Genomic DNA, 26,173 nt, shown 5'->3' with positions numbered 1-26,173 from the left:
CAGGGGACGACGTACCGGGGTGCCGGGTGTACCGTGCGCGTCGCAGAGGCAGTTCCCCCGTCGGCACCGCCCACAGAGCCGGACGGGTCCGCATCGGCGTCAGCCAGGAGCCGCCCCGGGAAACCCCTGGGCGCGGTTGCATGGGCCGCTCGCGAGGACCTATAGTCGCTGCTATGTGGTAACGATGCCACACCGGCCGATGGAGGCGGGGATGGATCGAAAGGGTGGCGATGAGGATCACCGAGCTCGATGGCGCGACGCAGGGAGGCCGCTGATGGCCGTCCTCGCCGATGCACCAGGCAGCAAGACCCGAACGCCTGACGGCAAACCGATCAAGAAGCGCGCGAGCAAGTACAACCGACGCGAGGCGCTCGCGGGCTATCTCTTCATCAGCCCGTGGATCGTCGGCTTCCTGGTGTTCACGCTCGGCGCGATGCTGTACAGCCTGTACATCTCGTTCAGCAACTACAACCTCGCCACGAACAGCGCGTCGCCCGCCGGGTTCGACAACTACTCCGAGCTCTTCAACGACCCCAAGGTGGGCCTCTCGCTCGGCAACACGCTGTTCTACGCCGTCATGGCGGTGCCGCTCGAGATCATCTTCGCGCTGCTGCTCGCCCTGCTCCTCAACTGGATCGGACGGGGAGCCGGCGCCTTCCGCACCATCTACTACCTGCCGAAGATGACTCCAGCGGTCGCCACCGCATCCATCTTCCTCCTGCTGCTCAACGGCAACACGGGTGCCATCAACCGCTTCCTCGCGATCTTCGGCATCGACGGCCCTCAATGGCTGATCGACCCGAACTGGGTGAAGCCGTCGATCGTGCTGATGACCCTCTGGGGCGTCAGCGGCACCATGGTGATCTTCCTCGCGGCGCTGAAGAACGTGCCGCAGGAGCTGTACGAGGTCGCCTCCCTGGATGGGGCGGGTCCGATCCGCAAGTTCTTCCAGATCACGGTCCCCATGATCTCGCCGGCGATCTTCTTCAACGTGGTCGTGCTGACGATCGCCGCCCTGCAGGTCTTCGATCAGGCCTACCTGCTGTTCTGGCGCGACCAGACGAACGCCTCGCCGGACTCGTCGCTGTTCTACGGCGTGTACCTCTTCCAGCAGGCGTTCCGGCAGTTCAACTTCGGCTTTGCCGCCGCGATGGCCTGGCTGCTGTTCGTGATCATCCTGCTGATCACCCTCATCCAGGTGAAGGTCAGCAACCGCCTCGTCTACTACGAAGGAGACAAGTGATGTCGTCCGCGACCCAGTCCACTGCTGCCGCGGCGCTCGCACCGCTCGCCTCCGAGGTCGAGGGCGCGCAGGTCGGCACCGGCCAGACGCCGCGCGGCGGCCGGCCCGACCATCCTGTCGGCAACCGCTGGTACAAGCCCAAGTCGGTCATCGGCAAAGTCGTGCTGTGGATCATCTCCATCGCCTTCGCCCTCCTGTTCCTGTACCCCTTCGCCTGGTTGCTCGCGGCCAGCCTGAAGCCGCGGCAGGAAGTCTTCGACAACTCCCTGTGGCCCAAGACGTTCACCCCACAGAACTACGTCGAGGTCTGGAACCAGCTGCCGCTGATGTCGTGGATCGGCAACAGCGTCATCATCGCCGTGCTCGCCGCCGGCCTGGTCGCCATCTCTAGCTCGATCGTCGCGTTCGGTTTCGCGTACTTCAAGTTCCCCGGCCGGACGCTGCTGTTCGGCCTGGTGCTGGCGACGATGATGCTGCCGGGAGCCGTCACCATGGTGCCGCAGTACCTCATCTGGAAGAACATCGGCCTGATCGGGACGTGGATCCCCCTGTTCGGCATGAACCTGTTCGGCTCGGCGTTCTACATCTTCCTGCAGCGGCAGTTCTTCATGGGTCTTCCGCGTGAACTGTTCGAGGCCGCACGCCTCGACGGCGCCAGCTACTGGAGGCTGTTCACGAAGATCGCGATGCCGCTCAGCATCCCCTCGTTCATCATCATCTTCCTGTTCGAGTTCCAGGCCAGCTGGAACAACCTGCAGGCGGCGCTGATCTACCTGAACGCGGGAGGCGTCGAGGGCTTCACCGTCCCGCTGGGCATCTCCTACGCGATGACCACGTTCAGCCCCACCAATGGCGGCCACGGCGACTACCAGTACGTGATGGTCGCGGCGCTGATCGTGACGCTTCCGATGCTGCTGCTGTTCGGCTTCGGGCAGCGATACTTCATCGAAGGTGTGGCCACCCAGGGCCGAAAGGGCTGATCGAGCCCGCGCGCAGCGGACCCACCTGTCCGGACCCGAGCCCGTCCCGCCGCCCTCCACCCTCCACCCTCCACCTCCGCGCCCGCAGCGGTGCCGAGATGCGAGTAGTGGTCGAAATTCGCCACGAATAACCGCCACAAGTCGCATCTCGGTGGAGCCGTGCACGCTGGGGTGCGTGGGCGGAGCGTCGAGGTGCGAGTCGTGGTCGGAATCCTGGGCGAATAGCGACCACAAGTCGCATCTCGGCGGAACCGCGCGAGGGGTGCGCCGGGCGCAGCGGCGAGGTGCGAGTCCTGGTCGGAATCCTGGGCGAATAGCGGCCACTAGTCGCATCTCGGCGGAACCGCGCCAGGTGGTGCGCCGGGCGCAGCAGCGAGGTGCGAGTCGTGGTCGGAATCCGCGACGAATAGCAACCACAACGTGCACCTCGGCGCGGGGCGGGAGGGCGGGGGCGCACGCGGGGAAGAGGGCGCGGGCACGGAGAAGGGGCGGCCTCCGGGAGGAGGCCGCCCCTGGGGCGCAGCGGGTTACTTGCTGCTCTTGGTTGCCTGGTCGTAGGCCTTCATGGCGGCGGTCTGCGCATCCTTTAGAGCCTGGCTGGCCGACGCGTTGCCCAGGAGGTACTTCTGGATCGCGTTCTGCAGCTCGGTCTGGATCTGCTGGCCGGCCGGTGAAGCGCCGAACGACTTGCCGTTGCCGACGACGTCGTAGTAGGTCGAGATCGCGGTGTCGAAGCCGGTGTTACCGGACGGCTTGATGTACTTGTCGCGCAGCGTCTTGTCCGCGATCGGGGATCCGGTGAAGAGGCCGGTGTTGATGGCACCCGGAGTCTTCTCCAGCGTCTTGGCGCGAGCCGCGCCCGCGGCCTCCCACGCCTGCTCGCTCGTCAGGTCGAGAGCCCAGGCGCACGCGGCGTCCTTGTTCTTGGCGCCGACCGGGATCACGAACGATGTGCCCGAGGCGACGGTGAACGGCTGGCCGTCCGGGCCCTTGAACGGCACGGCGCCGATCTCGACCTTGTCGACGAACGGGGTCAGCACGTTGACGTACCACTGGGCGTTGACCTGCGCGCCGACCTGGTCCTTCACGTACTGGTTGTTCTCGCCGAACGTGTCGAACGAGTCGGTGAAGCTCTTCACCTTGGCGTAGCCGCCCTGGGCGTCGGTGATCTGCTTGAGCACCTCGAGGCCCTTCTCGTTCTTCGAGTCGTCAAGGGTCGGCTTGCCGTCGCTTCCGATGATCTGGCCACCGTAGCCGAGCAGCCACAGGCCCGCCTGGCCGCCGGCCACCGGGTCGAAGCCGAGCACCGACGGGTTGCTGCCGGAGGCCTTGTACATCTTCTTCACGGCAGCGACGAGGGTCTCCGGCTTGGAGGTGTCGATGTCGGCGTCGGTCACGCCCGCCGCCTTCATCACACGCTCGTTGGTGATGATCGCCGGCGGCTGGTAGAACTGCGGGACCGCGTAGATCTTGCTCTTGTAGGTGATGTCGTCGACGACCGACGAGTAGTACTGCTTCTTCGGGTCGACATTGTGCACCGAATAGCACTGGTCGAGTGGCTGGATGAGGCCCTGCGCCGCGTAGGTCGCGACGAACTGGCGGTCCATCTGCACGACATCCGGGACGTTGCCGCCCGCGACGCGCGTGGTGAACTTCTGCGCGTCGAACGGGGTCTGGTCGATCTTGATCGTGACGTTCTTGAGCTGGTCCTTGGCGTAGTCGATGCGCGACGTGCCGACCTCGTCCGCGTTGTCGAAGCCCCAGGCGTTCAGGCTGCCCTTGGCGTCCTTCGAGAAGTCCCCGCCGGAAGAGCTGCCGCCGCTGGAGCTGCAACCCGCGAGGAGCCCCACCGACGCGGTTATCGCGAGCGCGGCGAGTGCGGTGTGCCTCTTGTTCATCTGATTTCCCTTCAGTGGTGTCGCAGCGGGCGTCCTCGCCCGAGCGAAGAGGTACGGGATCCCCTACCGCCTGCGTCCAGAAGCGACAGTATGGAAACCTTCCCACATCGCACGCTAATGCAGCGGTGCGGCTCTTCACAAGGGCACCGGGTGCACCGGTCCCCTTTTCGTTACTTATTCGTTTCTTACGCTCGAACGGGGCACTCTTCAACCCGCCGATGCCGTGTGGCAACGATGCCATATAAACGCTTCGACGGGACCGAACACACCACCTACCCATCCGTTCGGCAGAGGCCTCCGAATCACACCAGTGGCGGGCGTTCCCTCCCCCGTCTACCCACGGATGCGGCACGCTCGACGGCGACCAGGGGCGCCCGGTGTGCCGCATCCGGCCAGAATCGGCGGAAGCGGCCACGGCCGGCAGCCCGGTTCCGTCCGCGCAGATAGGCTGGCCCGACGGGTCGCGCGAGGGACGGGCGCCCGGACGACGTGAGGGGTGCGCGTGGCGGAGGACGAGGGGCTCGCGATCACGATCCGCGGGCTGCACAAGCGGTTCGGCGAGAAGATCGCGGTCGCCGGGATCGATCTGGATGTGCCGTCCGGCAGCTTCTACGGCCTCGTCGGCCCGAACGGCGCCGGAAAGACGACCACGCTCAGCATGGCGACGGGACTGCTCCGTCCGGATTCCGGCCAGGTGCTCATCCACGGGGTCGACATGTGGCAGCAGCCGCTCGTCGCGAAAGCCATGGTCGGCGTCCTCTCCGACGGCGTCCGCCTGTTCGACCGGCTGACCGGTCAGCAGCTGGTCGAGTACGCCGGGCTGCTTAGCGGCATGGACCGGCCGACCGCCCAGCAGCGGACCGCCGACTTGCTCCAGCTGCTCGACCTCGAGTCCGCCGGCGGCACCCTGGTCGTCGACTATTCCGCAGGTATGACCAAGAAGATCGCGCTGGCCGCCGCCATGGTGCACGCGCCGCGTGTGCTGGTGCTGGATGAGCCGTTCGAGTCGGTCGATCCGGTTTCGGCCGCGAACATCCGCGACATCCTGCGCACCTACGTCGACGGCGGGGGAACGGTCGTCGTGTCCTCGCATGTGATGGATCTGGTGGAGCGGATGTGCGACCACGTCGCCATCATCGCCGCCGGCAGGGTCGTGGTCGCAGGGTCGGTGGACGACGTGCGTGCGGGCTCCACGCTGGAGGACCGTTTCGTCGAGCTCGTCGGCGGCCGTCGGGTCGGGGAGGGGCCGGAGTGGTTGCGACACTCGTAAGGCTGCGGTTGCTGGTTCTCCGCAATTCGTTCCGGCGGAGCACGGGCCAGCTCGTGGCGGTCATCATCGGCGCCCTCTACGGCGCCTTCGGCCTGGTCGTGGTGCTGGCCGGACTGGTCGGCCTCTCCTTCGCTCCTGCCGAGGTGCGGACGACCGCCGTCGTCCTCGCCGGCTCGGCTGCCGTCCTGGGCTGGGCCGTCTTCCCGCTGCTGCTCTCGGGCATCGAGCAGACGCTCGATCCGGGCCACCTCGCCGTGTATCCGATCGGCCTGCGCCCGCTGATGCTCGGGATGCTCCTCTCCGGCGCCGTCGGAGTGGCCGGCGCCGCCACCACCCTCGCGTCCCTCGGAACGGCCCTCCCCTGGCTCCGCTCGCCGGGGATCGCGCTGATCGCCCTGGTGACGGGAGTCCTCGGCGCGGCGACCTGCATCGTCATCTCGCGCGCCGTCACCTCGGTGGCGAGCGGGCTGGCGTCCGGCCGTCGCTTCCGGGAGGCGAGCGGGCTGCTCATCCTGATCCCGCTCATCCTGGCCGGCCCGATCATCATCGGCGTGACGAGTGGACTGCGTCGCTCGGCGGACGCGCTCCCTGCGGTCGCTTCCGGTCTCGGCTGGTCGCCCCTCGGCGCGGCCTGGGCGGTGCCAGGAGCGTTCGCCGCGGGCGACGCCGGCGGTGCGCTGCTGCGGCTCCTGATCGCGGTCGCGACCTTCGCGGTGCTGTGGGCGGTATGGCGCTGGGGCCTGGCCCGGTCGCTGGTCACGCCGGTCCGTGCCTCCTCGCGCGTGCGCGCCCCGGGCTCGTCAGGGCTGTTCGGCGTGCTTCCCGGCACTGCGGCCGGGGCGATCGCCGCGCGGTGCCTGACCTACTGGTTCCGCGACCCGCGCTACCTGCGACAGCTGCTCATCATTCCGCTGCTGCCGGCCGTCATGTGGTTCTACGCGAGCATCAACCACTCCACGGGCTACATCTTCGCGGCCGGGCCCGTTGTGGCGTTCTCTCTCGGCATCGGGATGATCGCGGACGTCTCGTACGACTCGACCGCCTTCGCCCTTCACGTCTCGAAGGCCGTGCCCGGCCGGGCCGACCGGTGGGGCCGGGCCGCCGCACTGCTGACCTTCGCCCTGCCGGCGGTCGTGCTCGTCTCGGTCGGCAGCGCGGCCCTGGAGGGCGACTGGCTGCCCGCTCCCGGCCTGCTCGGGGTCTCGCTCGGGATCCTGCTGAGCGGAGTCGCGGTGTGCGCGGTCACGTCGGCGCGGTTCGTGTTCCCGGTACCGGAGCCGGGCGACAACCCGTTCCGCTCGCGACCGGGCTCCAACATCTCGCTGCTCGGACCGACGTTCGCCGCGTGGGGCGCCATCGCGGTGCTGTGCCTGCCCGAGATCGTCCTGTTCGTCGTCTCGCTGGTGACCCGCGAGGCCGTGTGGGGCTGGCTGGGACTGGTGGCGTCCATCGTCCTGGACGCCATCCTCGTGGTCGTGGGGGTGCGGGTCGGGGGACGGGTGCTCGACGCGCGCGCCCCGGAGTTGCTGCAACAGCTCCGGAAGGACGGCTGACGGCATCCGCACGGGCCTGAAACCGTGCCCTCTCCGATTAAGTGAGCATTATTCACCAGATGGTGCTAGCGTGTGCTCACGTGCATCCACTCGGCTCGCGAGCGGGCGCACGCCGTCGGCGCCGACCTGCCGGACGGAGACACTCCGCCAGTCGTGACGAGAGGGGGATCCCGTGACGCCGGATAGTCGCGCGGCGAATCCCGACCTCGACGCTGCCGTGATCGGCGCGGGGTTCTACGGGCTGCGGATCGCGCTGCACCTCCGCGAGACCATGGGATTGCGCCGCATCCGTGTCTTCGAGCGCGAGCCCGAGGTGATGGAGCGCGCCAGTTACGCGAATCAGGCGCGCGTGCACAACGGCTACCACTATCCGCGCAGCATCCTCACCGCCTACCGCTCGCGGATCAACTTTCCGCGCTTCGTCGACGAGTACCGCCCGGCGATCGTGGACGGGTTCGAGCACATCTACGCGGTCGGCCGCCTGCACTCCAAGGTGACGGCCCATCAGTTCGAGCTGTTCTGCACCCGGATCGGCGCTGTCTGGGGGACCGCCCCCAAAGCGGCCGCGGCACTGTTCGACCAGGGCCGGATCGAACGCGCCTTCGTGGTGCGGGAGCCGGCCTTCGACTCCCGTGTGCTCCGCGGTCTGCTCCTCGACCGCATCCAGCGGGCGGGCGGCATCGAGATCGCGACCTCCGACGGCGTGGATTCGCTCGCACGCGGCGCCCGGGGCGATGTGGTCGTGCACGCGGCGAGCGGGGAGTACCGAGCCGGCCAGGTCTTCAGCGCGGTCTATTCGCGCCTCAACGAGCTGCATCGGGCCTCCGGGCTCCCGACCGTCGCACTGCAGCACGAAGTCAGCGAACTCGCACTCGTCGACGTCCCGGAGGAGCTTCGCAGCATCGGCATCACCGTGATGGACGGCCCCTTCTTCTCCCTGATGCCGTTCCCGAGCCGCGGACTGCACACGCTGTCCCATGTGCGGTTCACTCCGCGCTACCGGTGGCGGGAGGGGTCGGGAGGCGGCGAGACGCCGATCGCGGAGCGCGCGCTCGAGGTCGCCCGCGGTCAGTCCGGTTTCGCTGCGATGCGCGCCGACGCATCGCGGTATGTTCCTGCACTGCGCGCGGCTCGCCACGTCGACTCGCTGCGCGAGGTGAAGACGGTGCTGACGCGGAGCGAACTCGACGACAGCCGCCCGATCCTCCACCGCCGGAACTACGGGATGCCCAACTACACGTGCATTCTGGGCGGGAAGCTGGACAACATCTACGACTCGCTCGATGAGATCGGGACGGCCGCCCATGCCGCGTAGACAGGTCGGCGAGCGTCAGTCGGGCAAGGTGGACGCCTTCATCTCGGTGGTCGCGGTGCTTGAGCACGGCTTCAGCAACGCCGAGGAGTTCATCGGCGAACTCCACGCCACGGCGAGCGCGGCCTACACGAACTACGAGATCGTGCTGGTCCTCAACGGGATCGACCTGGCGGAGATCCCGGCCATCCGGAGCATCCTGGGCGAGCTGCCGTGCATCCGGGTTCTGCGGCTCTCCCGGACGTTCTCGCTCGATACGGCGATCTTCGCCGGTCTGGATTCGGCCATCGGCGACTATGTCGTCCACCTGGTACCGGGCGTCGACCCCGTGAGCGTCATCCCGCAGATCGTGGAGCGGGCGATGGCGGGCAACGACGTGATCCAGGGCGTGAGCGAGGTGCCCCTCACCGGGAGTCCCCTCCGGCGCGCGGGACGCCACCTCTTCTACGCATACAACCGGCGCTACCTGCACGTCGCGATCGACGAACGGGCGACGTACCTCGTCTGCCTGACGCGGCGCGCGATGAACTCGCTGAGCAACGCATCCCGCAACCAGCGCTACCTCCGGCACATGATCCGTCACATCGGGTACCGCCTCACCGACTTCCCCTACCGGCCTCTCGCCGCCTACAACCGGTCGCGCTCCCTGCGCTCCGACATCCTCACCGGTGCCGAGATGGTCACCAGCTACTCGTCGCACCCACTGCGATTCGTCACGATGATCGGCGTCCTCGCCGGCCTCGCGAATCTCGGTTACGCGATCTACGTGGTGATCACCGCGCTGGTTCGCACAGATCTGGCGCCCGGGTGGGTCTCGACCTCGCTGCAGCTGTCGGCGACCTTCCTGATCTTCTCGATCATCCTGGCCGTCCAGTCCGAGTACATCGGGCGCGTACTGTCCGAGACCCGCAAGGAGCCGCAGTACTTCATCATGGAGGAGTTCGAGAGCGACACCCTCATCGCCGATCTCGAGCGCCGGAATCTGAGCGCGTGATGGGCGCCCCCGCGCATCGCGAGGTGCCCGACTACCGTGTGGACGAACTCGCGCCGCGAGCCGGTCGCTACGTCGTGATGGTCTTCGTGATCAATGAGGGCGATCGGGTGCGGGCCCAACTCGAACGGATGGCTGCGCTGCACCTGGCCGCCGATGTGGTCGTCGCCGACGGCGGGAGCACGGACGGCTCCCTCGACCTGGGATTCCTCGGCCGCAACCGGGTTCGAGCACTCCTGACCAAGACCGGCCCGGGCAAGCTGAGCGCCCAGATGCGCATGGCGTTCGATTGGGCGCTCCGCGAGGGGTACGAGGGGGTCGTCGTGATCGACGGCAACGGCAAGGACGGTGTGGAGGCCATCCCCGACTTCCTCGCGCGCCTCGACGACGGGTACGACCACGTGCAGGGCTCGCGCTTCATCCCGGGCGGTCGCGCCGTGAACACCCCGCCGCTGCGGCTGGTGTCGGTGCGCGCCATCCACGCCCCCCTGATCAGTCTCGCCGCCGGTCGCCGGCAGACGGACACGACGAACGGCTTCCGCGCCTACAGTCGCCGACTGCTGGAGGACGACCGGATCGCGGTGTTCCGGGACGTGTTCGACACCTACGAGCTGCATTACCACCTCGCCATCGAGAGCGCCCGCTCGCCCCGCTTCCGGACGACGGAGATACCGGTGAGCCGCGAGTATCCGAAGGCCGGGAAGACGCCCACCAAGATCTCCCCCGTGCGCGGCAACCTCCACGTGATGGGCGTCCTGCTGAAGGCCGTCCGCGGGCGCTACCGCCTGCCGGCCGCCCCGGAGACGACCGAGGCCGTCCGGTGAGCGGCGACGCCCTGGTCGGCGCCACCGGTTTCGTCGGCGGCAACCTGATGCGATCCCACGCCTTCACGGACGCGTTCAGTTCGGCGAACATCGCGGACATGGAGGGGCGCGACTACGACCTGGTGGTCTTCTCGGCCGCACGCGCCGAGAAGTGGCGGATCAACCAGGATCCCGAGGCGGATCTCGTGCACATCCGCGAACTGGAGCGGATCCTCACCACCTTCCGGACGCGGCGGTTGGTGCTCGTGTCGACGGTCGACGTGTACGGACATCCCGTCGGGGTGGATGAGCTGACTCCTGTCCCCGAGCCGGGGCTGCATCCCTACGGAGCTCACCGGCTGGAGCTGGAGGAGTTCGCGCGCGGGCGGTTCGACGACGTCCTGGTCGCCCGGTTGCCCGGGCTGTTCGGGCCGGGCATCAAGAAGAACGTCATCTACGACCTCCTGCACGACAACGGTCTCGATCGGGTGGATCGGCGTGGCAGCTTCCAGTACTACGACCTGACCCGCCTCTGGGACGACCTCCAGGTGGCACTGCAGCATCGGCTGACGCTGCTCAATCTGGCGACGGAGCCGGTCACGACGGAGGTCGTCGCGCGGGAGTGCTTCGGCGTCGAATTCGCGAACGAGCTCCCTTCCTCCCCTCCCGGCCGCTACGACATGCGGACCATCCACGCCGGTGCGTTCGGGCGGACCGGCCCGTACCTCTACTCTGCGGACGAGATCCTGGCCGCGCTCCGCGAATTCGTCTCGTCCGAACGGAATGCTGCATGACGCTGGTCGTCTCGAACATCGCGTGGGAGCCGGACGAGGAGCCGCTCGTCGCCGACACGCTTCAGCGGCTCGGGGTCACGGCGGTGGAGATCGCGCCGACGAAGGTCTTCGCCGATCCCGTCACCGCCACGGACGCCGAGATCGACGACTACCTGAACTTCTGGCGCTCGCACGGCGTCGCCGTGGTCGCGTTCCAGTCGATGCTGTTCGGCCGCCCCGAGCTGACCGTCTTCGACGACACCGCGGTACGCGCCCGGACCGCCGAGCGGCTGGCCGGATTCCTGCGGCTGGCGGGGCAGATGGGGGTCGGTCCGCTGGTGTTCGGTTCCCCCAAGAACCGGAGGGTGCCCTCCGGCATGCCGCCGTGGCAGGCGTCGGAGATCGCGGCCGCCTTCTTCCGCGGGCTCGCTGAGGACGCCGAGGCCGCCGGTGCTGTCCTCTGCATCGAGCCGAATCCGCCCGCCTACGAGTGCAACTTCGTGAACACGGCCGCCGAGGGGCGCGAACTCGTGGATGCCGTCGGCCGTGCGGGGTTCGGCCTCCACTTGGACGCCGCGGGGCTGACGCTCGCCGGGGACGACCTGCGCTCTGCGATCGAGACGAGCCCCCGGCTGGACCACTTCCACATCAGCGCGCCGTTCCTCGCCGAACTCGAGGACGAGGTGGTGGATCACGCCGCCGCGGCCGGCGCGCTCCTCGACACCGGCTACGCGGGACACGTCTCGATCGAGATGCGACCGGCGCCCGCCGCAGACACCGTCGCCCGGCTGGAGCGGGCGGTCGGCCTGGCCCGGCGGTACTACGCTCCGGTCATCGGCTGACACCGGGGCCGTACAGCGATCGGCGGGCGAAGAAGTTCCAGATGTAGACGACGACCGTCGCCGCCACCTTGGACCACACGTAGAACAGCCCCAGCCAGTCCGTCAGCACCCACATGATCCCGTTCAGCAACCCGAGGCCGACGAGCCCGATCAGCCCGAAGATTAGGAACCGGACCCAGCCGTTGGCGACGCGCGGCGCGGTGAAGACGAAGCGCTCTGACAGCACGTACGTGACGATCAGGCCGAGGATGAATCCCGCGGTCGCGCCCAGCAGGTAGTAGACGTGGAAGACGCTCGTCAGCAGGACGAGCGTGCCGAAGTCGACGACCAGGCCGATCAGTGCCACGCCGAAGTACCGGACGAACTGGTCGAGCATGCCGCGCAGCCGACCGCGCTCCGCCGTCTCGCTCATCGCTCGCACCGGTAGAGCCCGACGCCGGTGAGCCGGTCGACGGCCTGACAGGTGAAGCCGGCATCGCGAAGCGGAGGCACGAGTTCGTCGCTCGTCGCATCCGGGCCCGTGAGGAGGCAGGCCGACCCCGCCGGCTCGAAGTAGTTCACGGCCTTCTGCTCGTAGGCGGGGAGGTCGTCGCGGATGCGCTGGAACCAGCCGTCGTGCCCCAGGCCGGAGCGCGTCGGGACCGTTCCCGCAAGGCGGATGGCGAGCCGGTCCCTCGCCACGTACATCTGTGCCGCCGGCTGGAAGCTGTAGTCGGTGTAGGTCACCGGGCAGTCGCCCGCGTTGGCCGCCAGGATGCGGCCGACCTCCTCGTGCTTGCTCACGGCGCCGAACACCGCGATGCCGATGAACCCCGCCGCGACGACGCCCACGAGTGCGACCGCGACCACGCGGAAGACGGTCGAGCGACGCAGAAGCGGGAGCACCGCATCCCGGATCGCCTGAGCGGCCGCGCCGAACGCCAGACCGATGAACGGGACGGCGAACAGCACCTGGCGGGACGCGGTGAATGGGGCCAGCCGGGTGACCGACCCGAAGGCGATCACGAGGACGACGACAGCGAGCGCCAGGAACGGGTACCAGGAGCGCAGCGGCCAGCGCCGTGCGAGAATCGCTCCGACCAGGATCGTGACGCCGACGGCCACCCCGAACGCGAGAAAGACCGGCTTGCCGGTCGGCGCGAAGATGCCGGCGAGCGCCGTGACCGCAGAGCCGAGCCCGGTCGCTCCGTAGATCGGCAGGCTCAGCTGGTAGACCAGCGACGGTTTCGTCACGAGCAGGTAGTAGGCGGCGAACACGAGGACGTACCCGATCGCCGTGACGATGAGCAGCATGCGCTGTGCGCGCAGGCTGTCGCGCATCCGGAATGCCGCGATCACCAGGACGGCCAGCGCCACGGAGCCGGTCGCCAGTGGGGCCGTCGTCGAGAAGAGCAGCGAGACCACGGATACTGCCGCGAACCACCAGATCGAGGCGCGGGAGAAGCGTGCGGCGATCAGATTCCACCCGAGGGCGAGGAGGACCGCCGCGACCGCGTACTCGAAGATGTACGCCTTGAACATCGCCGCTTCGAGCACGACCCACATGCCCAGGCCGCCCGCCAGGACGGCCGCCGCACGTCCGAACAGCCCGGTCAGCGATCGTGTGGCCCACCACAGGGCGGCCACTCCCCCGACGTAGGCGAGCAGAACCGGGATGCGGAGGATGGTCTCGTTCAGCCCGACGAGGGAGACGAGCGCTTTGAAGATCGCATAGACCCCGTACGGGAGCGCCTGCTCGTAGTGGGCCAGCGCCTGTCCGGGGGCGAGGAACGGCTGCTCCTTGATCGCCTGGAACACCATGGCCTCGTCGAACCAGAAGTTGCGATTCGTGATCAGCGCGCACACGACGACGATGGCGACGACGGCCGCGAGCAGCAGACCGACCACGCGGGTGACCGCCTGTGAGGATGCCTCAGGATTTTCGGTCACTGCGAAAGGATATCGAGGGAGACCCGTGCCGTCCATTCACCCGAGCAGGGGGCACTGCGACCAGACTGAAGAGATGGATGCGGAGAGCAGAGGTCGGAACGACTGGCGAGCCGTGGTGGCGGCGCTCGCCAACACGGACGCGCGGAAGGCGTGGGCCTGGCTCATCGTTGGCTCAGACGCCCCGGCGACCGGGCTCAGCCCGGCGCGGGAGGCGCGGGCGCTCGACCTCCTGAGGAGTGCCGGGCTCGTTCGGCTCGTGGACGGCTCGCCCGAACCGGATGAGGCGGTGTTCCGCCGGCTTCTCGCCGCCGCCGCGGACGCGCAGCCCCGGCCGGCCGGGGTACAGCGCTTCCTGCGTGCCGACGGGCGCATCGACCGCTACCCCTCGAGCGCGACGGATCGCCGGGAGCTGCTCGCGCACGTCGCACACTCCGTCGTGCAGGCGGACGAAACCGTCTCCGAGCCAGAACTCACGGAGCGCCTTGCACGCTTCAGCGATGACCCGGTCGCGCTTCGGCGGTACTTGGTGGACGCGGACCTCGTGGCCCGCACACCCTCAGGATCCGAGTACCGGCTTCACGGCGCGGACTAGCCCTCGCGGCGTCGACCGGCTCGGGAGGCGCCGCGCGCGTCAGCCCGCGAGCGTCTGCTCGCAGGCGAGCAGCGTCACGCCGACGCTCCACGCGTGGGAGAGCGTCAGCAGCATGCCCTTCGGCTGGAAGCAGGCGGTCTGGTAGTACCGCTCGCTCACCATCCCGCGGTAGGCGTTGAAATCACCGTCCTCGCGGGCGATGAACTGACGGAAGCAGGCCAGCGTCTCGTCCGCCCGCTGTGCGTAGTGCGGATCGCCGAGCGCCGCGGACAGTTCGCGCAGCTCGGCGGTGCACACCAGCCCGTAGGCGTGCAGGTGCTGATTCGACGGGGAGGCGTTGTCCGCGCCGCGGGTTCGGAAACCGTACGCGCCCAGCAGGGTGTGCTCCGGGAACGTCACGTCGTAGCTGTAGCGGAAGGTCAGCATCCAATCGGCGGCACGGCGGGCCACATCCAGCCAGTGCGGGTCGCCGGTCGCCCGGTGGAGCGCGACGTAGGCCATCACCGCGGCGTAGCCGTCCTCCGAGGTCGGAGCGAGGTCGACGTCCTCGGGCGCGCCGTGGATGAACTCCCGGTCGACGAACTGTTCGTAGTAGCGGCCCGCGGCGAGAGCTGCGGGCAGGTACCGGTCGTCCCGGTCCGCCGCCTCGGCGAGCGCGGCGATCCAGGTGAGCCCGGACGCGCTCGACCACGACAGCACCTCCCCGGTCTCGGCGTGGTGCACCGAGCCGAGGTTGCCGTCGGCGCGCTGGCGGTCGACGATGACGCCGAGGTTGGAGCGGATGGCGTGCTCCCACTGGTCGCTCCCGGCCGACGTGTAGGCGGCCGACGTGGGCCCGGCCAGCGCATGGGCGCGCACCAGGAACAGCGTCGCCTCGGCGAGCGTGCGCGAATGGAGGCCGCGCTTCAGCTCGGTCCAGCTCTGAGTCCATCCGTGATCGCGGTACCAGACGCCCCAGAACGTGCCGGAGGGCGACAGGGAGGCGGTGATGAAGTCGATGACGCGACGCGCCGCATCCACGTCGTCTGGTCGTCCGGTGCGCAGCCCGTGTGCGAGCAGGGCGTACGCCCAGGGGATGCCGCTGATCCATCCGACGTGCATCGCCTGCCGGTCGACGGACAGGCCGTCACGTCCGCTGACCTCCCGGTCGAACCCGACCGTCTCGAGCAGGACGCCCGGGTCCGGGTCGTAGTGCCAGGTCAGCAGACCCTCCGCCGTCAGGTCGGCGGCGGTCGCCACATCCACCCACGGGCTCTCGGGCGAGTGCGCATCCGCCTCCGCGTGCCGTGCGCGCAGGACGGGCGCGTAGGCGTGGCGGGATGCGTCCAGTGCGAAGACGCGCACGACCAGCTCGACGGTCTCTCCCGGCATGAAGCGATGCGTCGACACGTCGGCGGGACGCGGACGCGCGTCGCCGAAGTACGTGACGGGGAACTCGCGGTACGGGAAACGCAGGCTCACGGTCGCGTCGCCCCATCCCGCGTCGTGCGCGAGACCGAGACCCGTCAGCCCGAGGGCAGACGTCTCGTCCGCGGCGAGCGCGACGCCGCCCCGGCCGGGACCGGCCCAGGCGAACACCGCCGGCGTCGCCGCCCGGTCGGCGCGGAACTCCCACGTGTCGCTGACGAGCGCCTTGTGGTGCTCCGGCGTGGATGCGCCGATCTCGAACCGCGGGAACGCGCGGGTGTTCCCGGCCGGGCGGTTCTCCCCGTAGAAGGCTCCGGGGATCAGCCACCACGGGTCGTCCGCGCCGTGGACGGGTGCCTCGACCAGCACGGAACCCTCGGCAGGCTTGTCGCTGGTGCAGGTCACGCGCAGGGTGAGCCGCCACCCGGGGTCCGCGGCGCTCCACTCCTCCTGCACCTCGACCGCACCGGCTGCCGCACCCCCGACGCTGACCCGGACCTCGGGGCGCGCGCTCACGGCAGCGGGCGCTCGATCAGGTCGACCTCCCGCACGGGCTCGGCCGGGTCGGCCGGAACGATGAAGGTCCGGAGCTGCGAGGGACCGAAGTCCTCCTCGATCGTGCGGCCGAGCAGGGGGAGCTCGATCCGCGACCGGCCCGCCTCGCCGCGGGTCTCGACCGCGCGCACCACCACATCCGCGCCGCCGGGGGCGTCCGAGGCATCCTCGGTGCCCTTCAGCGCCGTCACCATCACGGCCCCGCCGCCGTCTCCGGCGAACGAGTGGACCGGGGGCAGCGCGCCGTCGTGGAACGACTCCTGCATCGCCCGGACCGGGTTGCCGAGCACGAGCGCGCGGCGGACCGGGTCGGCCGAACGCCAGTCGCCGGCGTGCGGGACGAGTTCGTAGCTGAACCGCTGAACACCCTGATCCTGGAACGAGTAGATGCCCTCCGGGTCGAGCAGGCGCGGGTCGTGCCACGAGTACACCGGGCTGCGCACAGCGGTCACGCCGATGCTCGGCTGGCCGCTGTTCTCGTCGGATGCGGGCGAGACGTCGTAGGCGTGCTTGTTGGTGGTGATCACCGTGAGCCCGGCGGGCGTGCCGTCGACCGATCCGGTCAGATCCACCCACGACTGCGCCGGCTCCTCCGCGCCGTCGACCGGCCGCTGCAGGTGGCCGAACGGGATCTCGTAGGTCGCCGCCGGGTCCTCCAGCACGGTCGGGAAGCGCAGCTTCAGCAGGTGCGCCTGCTCCCGCCAGTCCAACGTGACGTTCACGCGCAGGACGGACGAGTCGTGGTCGAGGATGAGCTCCTCCACCAGGGTGGATGCACCCCACTCCCGCTCCACCCGGACTCGCGACCGCAGCGGACCGGTCTCACGCACCACGATCCGCTTGAGCGCCATGGTCGCGCCCGGCCACGCGTAGGAGATCACCCGGTGGCCCCAGGTGTCGGTCGGGTCCTCGTTGATCTGGGTGTGCTGCGTCCCGTCGACCCCGGCCATCACATCCACACCGGTCGCCTTGACGAGGTAGGACGAGATCCAGCCGGTCTCCGGGTCGATGCGGATGCGGACGTGGTCGTTCTCGAGCGTGTCGGAGGTGACGGTCAGCGCACCCGCGGCCGCCCCGGGACCCGCGCCCGGGCGTAGCCGGTACAGGCGGTATCCCAGTCCCGGGACCTCGGCACGGAACACGACCGCGCCCCGCGAGACGTCGTCCGTCGTCGCGGTCGACTGCGAGTTCTGGAAGACGACCGGCTCGCCGCTCTCGTCGACCACGTGCACTCCGCCGCGCTGCGCGCCGTACTGGAAGTCGACGTCCACCGACACCGGCCAGGGGTGCGGGTTGAAGACGAGCACCGGCTGAGTGCCGTCCTCCCGGTCGACCTGCACCTGGCGGGCGATGACGTTGTGGGCGCGGGTCACGATCCGCTTCGAGAGGGAGACGGCCTCGCCGAGCTGGTCGCGCGCGTCGTCGTAGGACGGCTCGATGGCGGAGCCGGGCAGGATGTCGTGGAACTGGTTGAACAAGACCTGCTTCCATGCGGTCTCCAGCTGCTCCCGCGGGTAGGCGACCCCGTCAATCGCGGCGACCACAGCCGCCCAGCGCTCGGCGTTCAGCACGGCGAACTGCGCGCGGCGCTGCCAGGCCTTGATGCCCGAATGCGCCGAGTAGCAGCCCGGCGCGTGATGCTGGAGGTCGTCGCGGCGCACCGGGAGCGCGTCGAGGAACGCCTCCCCGCGGCCGAGCACCTCGTCGAAGTACGTGCGCGGTGAGGACATCGTCATCCTTCCGAAGGAGCCCATCCGGTCGTAGCGGTGGATGGACTCGATGTTCGCGATCGTCGGACCGCCGCCGTGATTGCCGACGCCGTAGAAGACCATCGCGGTCGCGTTCTCGCCGAAGCCGACCGTCCGGTCGAGCGCCGCGAGCGACTTCTCCGTCTGACCGTCGACCGCGCCGGGCGGGCTCCCGTACTCGAACGGGATGCGGTACGCGAGCACGCGCGAACCGTCCGGCGCCTCCCACCAGAACAGGGACTGCACGAGGTCGGATTCGTGCGGGCCCGGGCGCAGGAAGGTGTACGCGTCCATCCCCTGACCGCGGAGGATCTGCGGGAGCATCGCATTGTGGCCGAACGGGTCCACGTTCATCCCCACCGTCGCCGGGATGCCGAAGCGGGACTCGAGGTAGCGCTGGCCGTACAGCCCCTGGCGGACGAAGCTCTCGCCCATCGGCATGTTGTTGTCCGGCTCCACCCACCAGCCGCCGACGTTCACCCAGCGGCCCTCGGCGACGCGGCGCCGGATCTGCTCGAAGAGCTCGGGATCGGACTCCTCCACCCAGCTGAGCAGCACGATCTGGTCGCAGGTGAAGACGAAGTCGGAGTACTCCTCCATGCGGTGGATGGCGGACCAGAACGTCGCGCGCGCCTCCTGGTAGCCCTCCTGCCACGGCCACAGCCACACCGGGTCCAGGTGCGCGTTGCCGATCATGTGGAGGGTACGCTGCGGGGTCGCGGTCGGGCGCTTCGCGGGCGGCAGGTCGCGCGGCTGGGTGCCGGCGGGGGCGTTCGCGACGGGCGCCGTGGTGGAGGAGGGCGTTGCGGCGTCGGGTGTGGGCGTCGACTGGATGTCCGGGTGCTGGGCAGCATCCACCGAGCTCTTGTCGGCCGCGGTGGTCCCGGCGCCCGCGGTCGTCGTCGCCGTCACCTCGTCGGGGATGGTCACAGTGCGTACTCCTCGTCGCCGTCGGCCCACGCATCCACCATCTCAGACAGGACGTGGAGCATGAAGGTGTGGAACTCCTGGATCCGCGGGGTGGCCGTGGACGGGCTGAGCAGCGCGTAGTCCGCGAAGGCCCGGGCCGGACCCCCGTCGCCCCCGCCGAACAGCACGGTCGTCGCCCCGGTCGACTGAGCGGCCTCGAGCGCGGAGACGATGTTCGCGCTGCGTCCGCTCGTCGTGAACGCCGCCACGACGTCGCCGGGACGTGCCAGCCCGAGCACCTGGCGCGAGAAGACATCGTCGTACGAGTAGTCGTTGGCGATGCAGGTCATCGTCGTGGGATCGGTGCTCAGCGTCACCGCGCCCAGCGGCCGGCGGTCGCGCTTGTAGTGCCCGATGATCTCGCCCGTGAAGTGCTGCGCGTCCGCTGCGCTTCCCCCGTTGCCGAAGGTGTACAGGATGCCGCGCTCGGCGAACGCGTCGCACAGCACCTTTCCGACCTCACGCAGCGCGGGGAGGAGCTTCTCGCCCTGCTCGGCGACCTGGATGTGCGCCTCCAGCTGCTCCCGCATCCACTCAGCCACGCGCGGCCCCCTTCGCGGCGACGCCCGCACCCGCGAGCTGGTCGAGGCGGTCGAACGCGACGGCACCCGCCCCGACCACGCAGACCTCGTCGCCGAGTCCCGCGAGCACCACCGTGGATGCGGCGGCCGCGGGCGGCATGGCGTCTGTGGAAACACGCTCCCGGACGGGCACCAGCAGTGCATCCCCGGAGCGGGTCACGCCGCCGCCGAGCACGACCAGGTCGGGCTCGAAGACGTTGACGAGGTCGGTGAGGGCGGTGGCGAGGACGTCGATGGTCTCGTCCCACAACTCGGTCCCGAGCGCGTCGCCCGCGGCGGCCGCTGCCACCACGTCCTCGGCGCGGACCGTCGGAAGCTGCCGGAGCGACGAGCGCTCGCCGCGCTCCGCGACGGCCTCCCTTGCGCGCAGGGCGATCGAGGTGCCCGAGGCGTAGCCCTCCAGGCAGCCGCGGCGTCCGCAGAGGCAGAGCCGGCCGCCGGTCCGGACCATCACGTGGCCGAACTCGCCCCCGTTGCCGGCCGCGCCGCGGTGCAGGCGCCCGTCGATGACGGCACCGCCGCCGATGCCCGTCGAGATCGTGAGGTAGACCATCGTGGCGGCGTCGCGGCCGGCCCCATAGCGGAACTCGCCCAGCGCTCCGGCGGTGGCGTCGTTCGCGAGCACTGCGGGAAGCCCGAACTCGTGTTCGGCGAGGGCGACGATCGGCAGGTCGACCCATCCGGGAAGGTGCAGGGGGCCGGTGAGGACTCCGGTCGTCGCGTCCAGTGGTCCCCCGCAGGAGATGCCGACGGCGGCGACGTCGATGCCCGCTTCGGCGATCGCCTTCCGGCCCATGGCGAAGAGTCTGGGAACGATTACATCCGGGCCCTCCTCGCGGCGGGTGGGCTCGACGGTGAGTCCGTGCGTTCGGCCATCCTCTGTCACGACGCCGACGGCGAGCTTGGTGCCGCCGATGTCGAGTGAGAGGACGGCGCGGGGGCCGTTTGCCATCATGTCCTTCCGGGATGCGCGACCCCGCGTGCACGAGGGTTGAAACGTGTGGGATCGATCCCACAAATACTAGGGCGCTTCGGGCAGGCGGGTCAACACGGGATGTCCGCGCGGCGCGTCTCCACCGCACCCCACCCCCACCCCCACCCGCGCCCCACCCCGCGCCCGCCCCGCCGAGTTGCGACATGACGTCACCACTCGACTGGGATTGGAGCATCCACTCACCACTCGGCGACGAAGCCGTCGAGCGCGGGGTTGCGAGACCGAACGGGGGGCGGTAACGTACAACCAAATGGTTGTAGATCAGCTCACCGAGACGGACATCGACCGCATCTTCCAGGCACTGGCGGATGCGACCCGGCGCGACATCGTGGCGCGATCGCTCGATGGCGAGCACTCCGTGAGCGAGCTCGCGCAGCGTTACGACATGAGCTTCGCGGCAGTGCAGAAGCACGTCGCCGTGCTGGAGCGGGCGGGACTTGTCCACAAGCGCACGCGGGGCCGGGAGCGTGTCGTTTCCGGCGATCCCGGGACGATCCGTCGCGCATCCCTGCTGCTTGACCGATACGAGCAGATCTGGCGGCACCGCGTGGCCGCCATCGACGGACTCCTCGCCGAGGAGAAGAGCACCACCGACCCGAACACCGACGCAGAGAGGAACGATCGATGACCTTCATCGAGTCGAAGAAGGATGTGGAGGCGCTGACGCTCACCATCGTCAGCGAGTACGACGCGCCGCTGGAGCGGATCTGGCAGCTGTGGTCCGACCCGCGGCAGCTGGAGCGCTGGTGGGGCCCTCCGGGATACCCGGCGACGTTCGAGGTGTTCGAGTTCGAGCCGGGCGGCCGGGCGACGTATTACATGACCACGCCCGAGGGCGCGAAGGCCTGGGGCTGGTGGCGGTTCGTCGAGGTGGAGCCCCCGGTCCGGCTCGCCGTCGACGACGGCTTCGCGGTAGAGGGCGGCGACCCGGCACCCGGCGACGCCGGGCGCATGATCACGACCCTCGAGGAGCGAGACGGACGCACCCGCATGACCCAGCTCAGCCAGTTCACGAGCACCGCTCAGCTCGAAGAGCTCCTCGCCGTGGGCCAGGAGCAGGGCATGATCGAGGCGCTCACCCAGATCGACGACCTCCTCCTGGCCGACGCCTCCAGGTAGCAACGATCGCTTCCTCGCTTAATCCGCGGACGCGCCCGTCGAACCCCGGATTAAGTGAGGAAGCGATGGGGTTAGGGGGCGTCCAGGAAGGCGAGGAGGTGGGGGAGGGTTCGGCGGAGGGGGGTTGGGTCACCGGACGAAGCCAGGCGCTCGCCCAGGTAGTCGCCGTGCGTGCCGGGGACGATGAGCAGGCGGGCGTCGGGCAGCAGCGCGGCCAGCTCCACGAAGTGGGCGGGGCGGACGACGTCGTGGTCCGCCCCCACGACCAGCGTCGGCGCGGTGATCGAGGCGAGCAGCTCGTCAGGGAAGTCCTCGAACGACAGCATCAGCTCGCGGTCGAGCTCGAACATCCTTCGTGCGTGCTCGCGGTCATGGCTGACCGCGAGGTCCGCCGCCCGGTACGGCTCCGGGAGGTCGTCGAACGTCCCAGCGGCGAGGCCGTCCCAGAATCCCTCGATCATCGCGTCCCGTCGCACGGGCGCGGATGCGGCGATCAGTCGCCGGACGGCGGAGGGATGCCGCGCGGCCAGCTGCAGGGCGACCTGCCCGCCATTGCTGAAGCCGAGGACGTCCACCGGTCCGACGCCGAGCTCCGTCAGCACTGCCGCGACATCGTCGCCCGACCCCTCGAAGGTCGCCGGGCGGTCGCCGGAGGCCGTGCGTCCGTGACCCTGCAGCTCGACGGCGAGCACCGACCGCGTCGGCGCGACCAGCGGGAGCAGCAGTCCCCAGTTCGTCTCGATCGTCGACCCGCCGCCGTGGATGAGCAGCAGCGGTGGGTGCGGCGAGTCGGGGTCGCCGTGCCATTCGCGGTGCAGTCGGATGCGGTCCACGCCCGCAGGCTAGCCGAGCGTTGGAGCGCTGTCGAGGGTGGAGCCGGTGCCGGGCGCGACCGTGTCGGCCACCGCATCCCCCGCCTGCCCGAGCCGGACCGAGCCGACCGTGACGTCGGCCGCGAGCCGCTGCCGCTTCCGCGGCGCATCCCCCGCGCGCACCGCGAACCGCAGCCGCACGGTCTCGGCGGCGCCCGCGACCACCGACTCCGGCTCGGGATCGCTCCATCCGTCCGGCGTCACCAGCCGGGCGACCACGTCCCGCGGCTCGTCGTAGACGTTCACGACGACCACCTCGTACTCGAGCGCGGCTCCGGTCGTCACGCGCTGGTAGAAGGGCTCCAGCAGCACCAGGTTGCCGTCGGCCGGCGGCAGCATCCCCTCGGCCGGGAGCAGACCGTTGTGGATGGCCGCGAGCTCGTCGCCCTGCTCGGCGAGCAGCTGCAGGTAGTCCTCGTCGACCTCCCTGCCCTGCCAGTGGCCGGTGATCATCAGACCGGGCGCGACCCGCCGGTACAGCTCCGCGCTCTGGATGAAGTCGTCGCGCCGGAACCGGTTTCGGTACTGGTAGTTCAGGATCTCGCGCTGCACCCCCAGCCGCCCCTCGGCGGTCTGCTGGTCGCCGGTGGCGAGCACGCGGACGCCGTCCACCTCGAACTCGAACGCCGCCGCATACAGGGTGTGACCGGGCAGTTCGTGGGTGACGATCTCGTACTCGTGCCAGCCCACGGTCGAGCCGAGGGGAAGCACACGGTCGGCCGGGATGGGCTCGAACCACTGGCACGGGAGGTCGGTCCGCATCGGGTCGGCCATGATGGGGGCGACGTTCTCGGGCAGCCAGACCTCGGTCCCTTCCACGTCGCGCAGCAGGTTGAACCCCGCGATGTGGTCGTCGTGGTAGTGCGTGCCGAGCACGACCTCCACCGAGGTGACACCGAAGTCGCGCTTCAGCGCGGGCAGCGAGGCGAGCCAGGGGCGGCGCGCGGCACGGTCGGTGCCCGCCGGCCAGCCGGTGGACATGTCGTAGCCGTAGTCGATGAAGAGCGCGGCGCCGGAGTCGCTGAGCAGCACGTAGACGCAGGAGTTGGCGGTGCGGTTGAGCAGCAAGTGGTCGGTGAGGCGGACGAAGGGCCGCTCCAGCCAGTCGCGCAGGTCCCACGGGTTGGTGCGGCGCGAATCCACGTAACCGCTCATCCGGTCGGCCAGCTGTTCGAGCGCATCGGCGGCGTCGGGCATCGGCTCGCCGTGGGACGGCAGCAGGATGGTCGGCTTCTCCTCCTGGAGCTGCAGGCAGGAGAGCACGTTCATCGCCGGGCCCTCGCTCTCGGTGTACGACCACTGGGTCGCCGCGAGCGACCAGACCTTGCCGGGCGCGTAGATGAGGTCGCCGGTGAACGCGACCCGGGTGTCGCCGCGGTCGACGAGGTAGCTGACTGACCCCATCGTGTGGCCGGGCGTGGGGATGGTCTTCACCTCGACGCCGCCGAAGCGCGTGGTGCGGTACTCGGGGACCGTGCCCGCGACCGGAACCGGGTCGAGCAGCGAGAAGCGGTCCTGTCGCAGGTTGTAGTCGTTGTACAGAGCGCGTGCGGACCACATCTCGTCGACCCGGCTGAAGAGGTCCTGCTCGACCGGCGGCACGAAGATCGGGATGCCCGCGGCGACCGCCCGGGGCAGGCCCTGCCCCTGGTCGCGGTGGTGGTGGGTCATCAGGATGGCGTCGAGGCTCTCGAGGCCGAGTTCGGCGAGGTGGTCGAGCACGTCGCCCGAGCCGAAGTCGATCGCGATGGCGCCGCTCCCCCCGGCCGTGTTCGCCGTCGCCGTCACGATGTAGACATTGCAGGTGTCCGCGAACCGGTGGACACCGGGCGCGACCTCGCTGAACGCGGTCATACGGCGGACGGCTCCCTCGCGGCCAGGTCGCCACGGGCCGCGCGGTAGGCACGCCAGATCCCGGCGATCTCGTCCAGGTCCGTGTCGGTGACATCCTCGCGGCTGTTGTCGATGGACTCGACGTAGTACAGCGCCGGCACACCCAGCTCGGGCTGGATGCGCGAGTAGGCGAGCCACTCCTCCCGGTTCGGCATCGGCCACTGGTCGGTGTCGATCGGGTGGCCGGGCAGAGCGGCCGCCGCGATGTCGTGGCGGAACCGCAGCTGGTCGCCGACGGGCACCGGGTCGCCGTGCACGGAGTCCTCGAGCACGTCGTTGAGCCGCACCATGTCGGTGACGTCGGAGAACGAGGGATGCACGGTGTGCGTTACGACGAGCGCATCCGGCTTCGCGGTCTTCGCGGCGTCGTGGATGGTCCGGACGATCGCGTGGAGCGCGCTGATGCCCCAGACATCGTCGCCGTGGGTGCGGAGGGTCACGCCCGACGGCGCGCGCTGGGTGAAGTCGACCTTGAAGCCGTCGGCATCGAGGCCGTCGGGTGAGACCATGCGCGTGACCTGCTGGGCGAGCGCGTCGAGGTAGGCCGGGTTCGAGGGGTCGACCGCCACCGGGCGCCCGAAGGCGTCGCGGATCGTCAGCTCCGGCGGAAGCCCGGCCGGATCCCACGCCTTGAACCAGAGTAGGACGCGCTGCCCGGCGGCGTGCCGCTCGTCGATCCACCCGCGCAGGTCGGGCCACTTCTCGGTGTCGACGGTATTGGTGCCGTAGTCCGCCTGCCACCGGTCGTCGATGACGATGGTGCCCGGGTGGATGTCGCGCTCGGCCAGGCGCCGCAGCCAGCGGTCGTAGAGGTACTGGCGGGCGAGGTCGGGCGCGAACGCGGCACCGGCGGGGAGGACGAAGCCGTCAGCGTTGTCGGTGGCGAGCGCCTCCCCTTCATGGCTCATCCGGACGGCGAGGGCGCACTGCGCTCCCCAGCCGCAGAAGATGGGCTCGTGCCACCACGGGGCCGGCTCGGGCGCGGGAGCCGCCCAACCGTGGGCGGCGAGATCGTCTCGGTAGTCGCGGATGGCGGTGAGCGGCGCGCCGGCCGGCCGCAGCACGAACTCGGGGGAGACCCATCCACCGGCCTGCACCCGCGTGTGGCCTTCGTAGGTGAGGCGGAACAGGAAGCCGCCGTCGATCGCGTCGTAGCGGAACGTGGTGAAGCCGAGCTGGGCGATGGGGGCCACGACCGAGACACCGAGCCAGTCGCCGACCGGCATGTCGGTCGGGCCGTGCGGGGCGTCAGGAGCGATGGAGGGGCGGCCCAGGGCGAAGACCAGCGGCGGCGGCGAGAAGATGCCGTTGAGGCGTCCGGGTTCCGCGTCGCCGACGACGCCCAGCTGCGCCTGGGTGTTGGACGGCCGGACGACCTGGATCGGCTCGGTGGGCGCCGGCACGAAGACGGTCGGGAACCGGATGCCGGAGCGGAACGTCCCCGCAGCACCGGTGGGCAGCGCGGCCTGGCCGCCGAACATGGTGAGGTCGGTGATCCGTGCGTCGTCGTCCTCGGTGGTCACCTCGACACGAGCGCGGACCTCGCCCGGCGTGCAGTGCAGCACGACGGCCTTCGTAGCCCAGGCGCTGGAGTCGGAGAGCACCGTCACGCGGACGGCCCCGTCCTGCGCCTCCTCGACCGTCACCGCCGTTGGGCCGGAGGACTCGTCGGGCACTCCCAGGCGGTCGACGCTCGCGAGCAGGGAGAGGTCGCTCCAGATCTCGCCGTCCAGGCCGGCGATGGTCGCGCGCGGGCGCGTGAGTGCGACGCCGAGCGTGTAGGCGGGCGCGACGATGACGACCTCGGTCGCGCTGCGGGTGACGGTGATGTCCTGGGTGGTCTGCATGA

At 69.7% G+C, this 26,173-nt stretch carries 22 protein-coding genes; 12 read left to right on the top strand and 10 right to left on the bottom strand.

What is annotated here, in order from left to right; genetic code table 11:
* Positions 1–274: 274 nt before the first annotated feature.
* Together P3F85_RS16965 and P3F85_RS16960 are read left to right on the top strand one after the other, a co-directional pair.
* Positions 275–1,243 carry a carbohydrate ABC transporter permease gene (locus P3F85_RS16965; protein WP_374009014.1) on the top strand — a complete coding sequence of 323 codons (969 nt, stop codon included), beginning with the start codon at positions 275–277 and terminating at the stop codon, positions 1,241–1,243.
* On the top strand, positions 1,243–2,223 hold the full coding sequence (locus P3F85_RS16960; protein WP_374009013.1) for a carbohydrate ABC transporter permease: 981 nt from the start codon (positions 1,243–1,245) through the stop codon (positions 2,221–2,223). The genes P3F85_RS16965 and P3F85_RS16960 overlap by 1 nt, the downstream gene beginning before the upstream one ends.
* 527 nt (positions 2,224–2,750) lie before the next feature.
* On the opposite strand, the gene P3F85_RS16955 is transcribed toward P3F85_RS16960, so the two are convergent.
* Complete coding sequence (locus P3F85_RS16955) at positions 2,751–4,121, bottom strand: ABC transporter substrate-binding protein (protein ID WP_374009012.1); 1,371 nt, start codon at positions 4,119–4,121, stop codon at positions 2,751–2,753.
* Positions 4,122–4,617: 496 nt separating this feature from the next.
* On the opposite strand from P3F85_RS16955, the gene P3F85_RS16950 reads away from it, so the two are divergent.
* From P3F85_RS16950 to P3F85_RS16920, 7 genes are all read left to right on the top strand, one after another.
* On the top strand, positions 4,618–5,391 hold the full coding sequence (locus tag P3F85_RS16950) for an ABC transporter ATP-binding protein (protein WP_374009011.1): 774 nt from the start codon (positions 4,618–4,620) through the stop codon (positions 5,389–5,391).
* 53 nt (positions 5,392–5,444) lie between these two features.
* Positions 5,445–6,944: a transporter gene (locus tag P3F85_RS16945; protein WP_374009010.1), complete on the top strand. Its 1,500-nt coding sequence runs from the start codon at positions 5,445–5,447 to the stop codon at positions 6,942–6,944.
* Positions 6,945–7,116: 172 nt separating this feature from the next.
* The gene (locus P3F85_RS16940) at positions 7,117–8,259 is read left to right on the top strand and encodes an FAD-dependent oxidoreductase (protein ID WP_374009009.1); all 1,143 of its coding nucleotides are present in this window, start codon (positions 7,117–7,119) and stop codon (positions 8,257–8,259) included.
* Complete coding sequence (locus P3F85_RS16935) at positions 8,249–9,250, top strand: hypothetical protein (protein ID WP_374009008.1); 1,002 nt, start codon at positions 8,249–8,251, stop codon at positions 9,248–9,250. Before P3F85_RS16940 ends, P3F85_RS16935 begins: the two co-directional genes overlap by 11 nt.
* A complete protein-coding gene (locus P3F85_RS16930) occupies positions 9,247–10,071 on the top strand; it encodes a glycosyltransferase family 2 protein (protein WP_374009007.1) in 825 nt (274 codons plus the stop codon). Before P3F85_RS16935 ends, P3F85_RS16930 begins: the two co-directional genes overlap by 4 nt.
* Entirely contained in the window at positions 10,068–10,844 is a 777-nt protein-coding gene (locus P3F85_RS16925) for a hypothetical protein (RefSeq protein ID WP_374009006.1), read from the top strand. Before P3F85_RS16930 ends, P3F85_RS16925 begins: the two co-directional genes overlap by 4 nt.
* On the top strand, positions 10,841–11,665 hold the full coding sequence (locus tag P3F85_RS16920; protein ID WP_374009005.1) for a sugar phosphate isomerase/epimerase family protein: 825 nt from the start codon (positions 10,841–10,843) through the stop codon (positions 11,663–11,665). The genes P3F85_RS16925 and P3F85_RS16920 overlap by 4 nt, the downstream gene beginning before the upstream one ends.
* Here the strand turns inward: P3F85_RS16920 and P3F85_RS16915 are convergent.
* Positions 11,655–12,077: a GtrA family protein gene (locus P3F85_RS16915; RefSeq protein ID WP_374009004.1), complete on the bottom strand. Its 423-nt coding sequence runs from the start codon at positions 12,075–12,077 to the stop codon at positions 11,655–11,657. The two genes, P3F85_RS16920 and P3F85_RS16915, sit on opposite strands and share 11 nt — an antisense overlap.
* Positions 12,074–13,594 (bottom strand): ArnT family glycosyltransferase, encoded by a 1,521-nt coding sequence (locus tag P3F85_RS16910; protein ID WP_374009003.1) that lies wholly within the window; start codon positions 13,592–13,594, stop codon positions 12,074–12,076. The genes P3F85_RS16915 and P3F85_RS16910 overlap by 4 nt, the downstream gene beginning before the upstream one ends.
* A gap of 73 nt (positions 13,595–13,667) precedes the next feature.
* On the opposite strand from P3F85_RS16910, the gene P3F85_RS16905 reads away from it, so the two are divergent.
* On the top strand, positions 13,668–14,186 hold the full coding sequence (locus P3F85_RS16905) for a DUF2087 domain-containing protein (protein ID WP_374009002.1): 519 nt from the start codon (positions 13,668–13,670) through the stop codon (positions 14,184–14,186).
* A 39-nt stretch (positions 14,187–14,225) separates the two neighbouring features.
* On the opposite strand, the gene P3F85_RS16900 is transcribed toward P3F85_RS16905, so the two are convergent.
* The 4 genes from P3F85_RS16900 to P3F85_RS16885 are packed head-to-tail and all read right to left on the bottom strand — an operon-like array spanning position 14,226 to position 20,398.
* Complete coding sequence (locus tag P3F85_RS16900; RefSeq protein ID WP_374009001.1) at positions 14,226–16,109, bottom strand: hypothetical protein; 1,884 nt, start codon at positions 16,107–16,109, stop codon at positions 14,226–14,228.
* On the bottom strand, positions 16,106–18,826 hold the full coding sequence (locus P3F85_RS16895) for a glycoside hydrolase family 38 C-terminal domain-containing protein (RefSeq protein ID WP_374009000.1): 2,721 nt from the start codon (positions 18,824–18,826) through the stop codon (positions 16,106–16,108). Before P3F85_RS16895 ends, P3F85_RS16900 begins: the two co-directional genes overlap by 4 nt.
* Positions 18,823–19,407, bottom strand: a complete 585-nt coding sequence (locus P3F85_RS16890; RefSeq protein WP_374008999.1) for an SIS domain-containing protein — start codon at positions 19,405–19,407, stop codon at positions 18,823–18,825. The genes P3F85_RS16895 and P3F85_RS16890 overlap by 4 nt, the downstream gene beginning before the upstream one ends.
* Entirely contained in the window at positions 19,400–20,398 is a 999-nt protein-coding gene (locus P3F85_RS16885; RefSeq protein ID WP_374008998.1) for an ROK family protein, read from the bottom strand. Before P3F85_RS16885 ends, P3F85_RS16890 begins: the two co-directional genes overlap by 8 nt.
* Before the next feature lie 292 nt (positions 20,399–20,690).
* Between P3F85_RS16885 and P3F85_RS16880 the strand changes: the two genes are divergently transcribed.
* A complete protein-coding gene (locus P3F85_RS16880) occupies positions 20,691–21,068 on the top strand; it encodes an ArsR/SmtB family transcription factor (RefSeq protein ID WP_374008997.1) in 378 nt (125 codons plus the stop codon).
* On the top strand, positions 21,065–21,559 hold the full coding sequence (locus P3F85_RS16875) for an SRPBCC domain-containing protein (protein ID WP_374008996.1): 495 nt from the start codon (positions 21,065–21,067) through the stop codon (positions 21,557–21,559). Before P3F85_RS16880 ends, P3F85_RS16875 begins: the two co-directional genes overlap by 4 nt.
* 71 nt (positions 21,560–21,630) lie before the next feature.
* On the opposite strand, the gene P3F85_RS16870 is transcribed toward P3F85_RS16875, so the two are convergent.
* Genes P3F85_RS16870 through P3F85_RS16860 form a run of 3 tightly spaced genes read right to left on the bottom strand, consistent with a single transcriptional unit; the run spans position 21,631 to position 26,171 of the window.
* Entirely contained in the window at positions 21,631–22,392 is a 762-nt protein-coding gene (locus P3F85_RS16870) for an alpha/beta fold hydrolase (protein WP_374008995.1), read from the bottom strand.
* Positions 22,393–22,401: 9 nt separating this feature from the next.
* Positions 22,402–24,285, bottom strand: a complete 1,884-nt coding sequence (locus P3F85_RS16865) for an MBL fold metallo-hydrolase (protein ID WP_374008994.1) — start codon at positions 24,283–24,285, stop codon at positions 22,402–22,404.
* Positions 24,282–26,171 carry a hypothetical protein gene (locus P3F85_RS16860; protein ID WP_374008993.1) on the bottom strand — a complete coding sequence of 630 codons (1,890 nt, stop codon included), beginning with the start codon at positions 26,169–26,171 and terminating at the stop codon, positions 24,282–24,284. The genes P3F85_RS16865 and P3F85_RS16860 overlap by 4 nt, the downstream gene beginning before the upstream one ends.
* Between the last annotated feature and the right edge of the window lie 2 nt (positions 26,172–26,173).

This window comes from Leifsonia sp. T36S-04 (genome assembly GCF_042465655.1).
Classification (GTDB): Bacteria; Actinomycetota; Actinomycetes; order Actinomycetales; family Microbacteriaceae; genus Leifsonia.
Note: the sequence above shows the minus strand (reverse complement) of the source record. Positions and strands in the feature narration are given on the sequence as shown.